This is a genomic window from Cruoricaptor ignavus (assembly GCF_900141665.1).
GTDB lineage: Bacteria > Bacteroidota > Bacteroidia > Flavobacteriales > Weeksellaceae > Cruoricaptor > Cruoricaptor ignavus.
In genome coordinates this window covers 1-3,413 of record NZ_FQYI01000020.1, presented here as the reverse complement: position 1 = coordinate 3,413, position 3,413 = coordinate 1, and the positions used below count along the sequence as shown (strand labels likewise).

Below are 3,413 nucleotides of genomic sequence, written 5' to 3'. Positions count from 1 at the left end.
AGCAGGATTTGCAAGGATGTAGATTATGCTTATCCCAACAAAGGATTTTGTGCTTCGCAGAACCTGCATTTCTATGGGTATAAACTACATGCTGTCTGTTCCATTTCTGGGGTTTTTCAGAGTTTTGATATTTCTCCCGCATCCGTTCACGACATCCACTACTTGCAAGATATAAAACTCCAAATGTCTGACTGTGTGTTGCTTGGGGACAAAGGCTATTTATCCCAAACCATCCAGTTAGACTTATTCAATGAGGTAAATATAGAATTAGAAACTCCTAAAAGGAAAAATCAAAAAGACTACAAGCCACAGTTTTATCAATTCAAAAAATATCGGAAAAGAATCGAAACGTTATTTTCCCAACTTTGTGACCAATTTATGATTAGAAGGAACTATGCCAAAACTTTTCAAGGTTTTAAAACCAGAATTTTGGCTAAAATTGCAACACTAACAACTATTCAATATCTGAATAAATATCTTTTCGGCAGAAATATAAACAACCTAAAAATAAATCTCGCGTGATAATGCACTACGGGTTAATAATATGAAATATCAACAACTTTTTATTTTATTAGAAAAATATGAGGAGATTTCAGAAAAGGAAAAAGAGATGATAAAGATTCACTTTGAACCTCTTGATATTAAAAAGAAAAAAATTCTAATTGAAAAAAACTCTCCATGCAACAAACTTTTTTTTGTAAATAAAGGTTTGTTGAGGGCTTTTTATATTGACAGCAATGGAAATGAATTTACTCGAAGAATTTCATGGGAAAGTGGTTTTTTAACCAACATGGATAGTTTTCGCAAAAACGGCATTGATAATAATGAAACGATAGAATGTATTGAAAATGCTGAAATTCTTCAAATAACAAAAAAAGATTTGGATCTACTTCTTTCTGGGTCTGAAAACTTGGCTAAGGTTTATCAAGCTATTTTAGAAAAATATATGGCAATCAACATTCGCCGTTATCATCATATTTCAACATCCACACCATTAGAGAGGTTAATTTATTTTAATAAAAATTATCCTTCGCTTAAAAACCGGATAAATGATAGTATTTTAGCATCTTTTCTATCGATTTCAAGGAAAACTTTGATAAGAACAAAACAGGAACTAATAAGAAGATAAAATTGGGACAAATGTCCCAATTTTAATATTCATATTTTATGATATTTGTCATGGATATCTAAATCATTCAATAGCTATGAATTGCGGGAACTTTACCTATTCAACCCAAAGAAAAACGAAAGGAAAACTTTTTTATAATTTTTAATTTTTTTTACTATCATGAAAAAAACAATTTTATTATTCACAGCCCTATTATTTGGAGGCGGGTTAGCAATTGCTCAATTAACAATTAACCCAATAGATGAAGCACCTTGTAATGCAAGAAACTGCCCAGGAAGTGGCACTAACTGTTGTTACGATGGAGATAACAATTCTGTATTTTACAAAGGAAAGTAAATATAACCATAGTTTAAGTTTTAGATACCCCTTTGGGGTATCTCTTTTATGACTATTTTTATGAAAAAAAATATAATAATTACCGTAAGTATCGTGATTAGCATAATATTAATATTGCTAGTTTGGTCAAAAAGCAATAAACATGAAAATAATATAATCAACAGAAAATATTTGAATTCTTTGAATTTTCAACAGTTAACATCTTTTAATCTAAAAAAAGGCGCAAATAAATTAGATGTTTTTGACAATGAAATATTCTTACAAAACAGCGAAAAAAAGGATATTTCACTTATTGAAGGAAAAAGTGAAAATTTAATTTTCAACTATGGAGCTTTAATCAAAAATAATTTTCCAGAAAGTTATACAATTATTGTCGATTCAATTTTCATGTTTTATCCTTCAAAAAGAGCGGTTTTCAAATCAAATCTAAAAAACAGTAATGTTTTAGTGGAAAAAAAACTTGAGTTGCCTTTTACAAGAGGTGTTGCAGTTGATAATGGTTTCGTCATAAAAGAATGTATAACTGCTGACTGTATAAACCAACAATTCACGCTTTACAGTAAAGATTTTAAGGTTCAGAAAAATTTTGATGTAATATCTCATAGAAATGACGGAGGGCTAACCCAAGATGGTTTTTTTGTTAAAGGTAAAAATGAGTTATTTTTCATTTCATATTTATTACCAGACATATTTTGCTTTGACTCAGAAGGAAACTTTAAATATAAATTTACCACTATTGATAATAGAGATGATAACCTTGAGGTCGTTAAATTAAGAAAAGCAGCATACACCTTCAAAAAAAATCCTTTTTATCATCAATTGACAGCTTCAATTGGTGGAAATATTTTATATGTTCATTCGAATATTTCCGACCAAAAGAAAGACAGTAATAGTGATATAATAGATATGTATCAGATTTCTGACGGTAGTTATATAGGCAGTTTCACTTTACCACCAAGAAATAATATAAAGGTATTTGATTATAAGATACTTGGAAACAACTTTTTAGTTTTGTATGCAGATAATGAATTAGTAAAATACAAATTTAATAAACCTCAAAATTTCTAAATAAGTGAAAAAAAAACACTTAATAGATGTAATTTGCTTTTTGGTTAGTGTTATCTTTATTTATGCAGGAGTATCTAAGTTATTAGATAATAATAATTTTGTCTTACAACTTTATAAATCTCCTTTGTTACCTGAATTTGTAATTATACCAATATCGATATTTTTTCCCATAGTAGAAATAATAGTAGGAATTTTTATTTTTTTTGAAAATTACAGAAGATTAGCATTGTATACGTCTCTTGTACTTTATACATTATTTACGACTTACCTAATCATTCTTAACACTTTTTTTATAGATATACCATGTTCTTGTGGTGGCATATTGGGAAAAATGGGTTATGAGATACATATTATTTTTAACCTTTTCTTTTTAATAATAATTATAATTGCACTTAATAAATATGAAAAATCAAAATAAATACTTCTTTTTAGTCTTTTTTGTTATATGCAATACACTTTATTGCCAAACGCATCGTTTTATTTATGAACTAAAATTTAAAAGCAATTATAGCGATTCTTTATATCAAAAAGATTATATAGTGACTGAAGTTAATTCAAAAAATGTAAAATCTTTCAGTTATGAATTTGTAAAATATGATTCCATTAACAAAAACTCAAAATCTCTTTATTTTGCTACTCCCGCTTTTGAAGAAAGATTCATTAGAGAAATTGGTACTGTAAGCTCCCCCGAAAACAGTACGGTTTAAAAGTATAAAATTATTAACTTTAAATCGTAATCAAGACAATGAAAAAGAGCACATTCAGTCCTGCAAAGATTGCAGGTGTTTTAAAGGAGTTTTCCGGAGGCCGCAGTGCCGAGGAGTTGGCAAGGGAAAACGGCATCAGCACAGCCACTTTGTACAAGTGGCGCCAGAAATAC

At 28.8% G+C, this 3,413-nt stretch carries 7 protein-coding genes; all 7 read left to right on the top strand.

Translation table 11 applies throughout. The features are described from left to right. On the top strand, positions 1-522 hold a 522-nt coding region (locus BUB43_RS10835; RefSeq protein WP_143154119.1), incomplete at its 5' end, for an IS982 family transposase. Positions 523-544: 22 nt separating this feature from the next. Continuing rightward, positions 545-1,129, top strand: coding sequence for a Crp/Fnr family transcriptional regulator (locus BUB43_RS10830; protein WP_073181032.1), 585 nt, complete (start codon positions 545-547; stop codon positions 1,127-1,129). A 159-nt stretch (positions 1,130-1,288) separates the two neighbouring features. Further along, on the top strand, positions 1,289-1,465 hold the full coding sequence (locus BUB43_RS11320; protein ID WP_159430254.1) for a hypothetical protein: 177 nt from the start codon (positions 1,289-1,291) through the stop codon (positions 1,463-1,465). Positions 1,466-1,525: 60 nt separating this feature from the next. Continuing rightward, entirely contained in the window at positions 1,526-2,533 is a 1,008-nt protein-coding gene (locus tag BUB43_RS10825; RefSeq protein ID WP_159430253.1) for a hypothetical protein, read from the top strand. Positions 2,534-2,537: 4 nt separating this feature from the next. After that, entirely contained in the window at positions 2,538-2,951 is a 414-nt protein-coding gene (locus BUB43_RS10820) for a MauE/DoxX family redox-associated membrane protein (protein ID WP_073181028.1), read from the top strand. After that, positions 2,935-3,240: a hypothetical protein gene (locus BUB43_RS10815; protein ID WP_073181026.1), complete on the top strand. Its 306-nt coding sequence runs from the start codon at positions 2,935-2,937 to the stop codon at positions 3,238-3,240. The genes BUB43_RS10820 and BUB43_RS10815 overlap by 17 nt, the downstream gene beginning before the upstream one ends. Before the next feature lie 38 nt (positions 3,241-3,278). Further along, positions 3,279-3,413, top strand: a 135-nt coding sequence (locus tag BUB43_RS11590; protein ID WP_143154114.1) for a transposase, incomplete at its 3' end; no start/stop codon positions are given.

Coding starts and splice junctions, on each gene's coding strand:
- BUB43_RS10830 (WP_073181032.1), top strand. CDS start 545: ATGAAATATCAACAACTTTTTATTTTATTAGAAAAATATGAGGAGATT.
- BUB43_RS11320 (WP_159430254.1), top strand. CDS start 1,289: ATGAAAAAAACAATTTTATTATTCACAGCCCTATTATTTGGAGGCGGG.
- BUB43_RS10825 (WP_159430253.1), top strand. CDS start 1,526: ATGAAAAAAAATATAATAATTACCGTAAGTATCGTGATTAGCATAATA.
- BUB43_RS10815 (WP_073181026.1), top strand. CDS start 2,935: ATGAAAAATCAAAATAAATACTTCTTTTTAGTCTTTTTTGTTATATGC.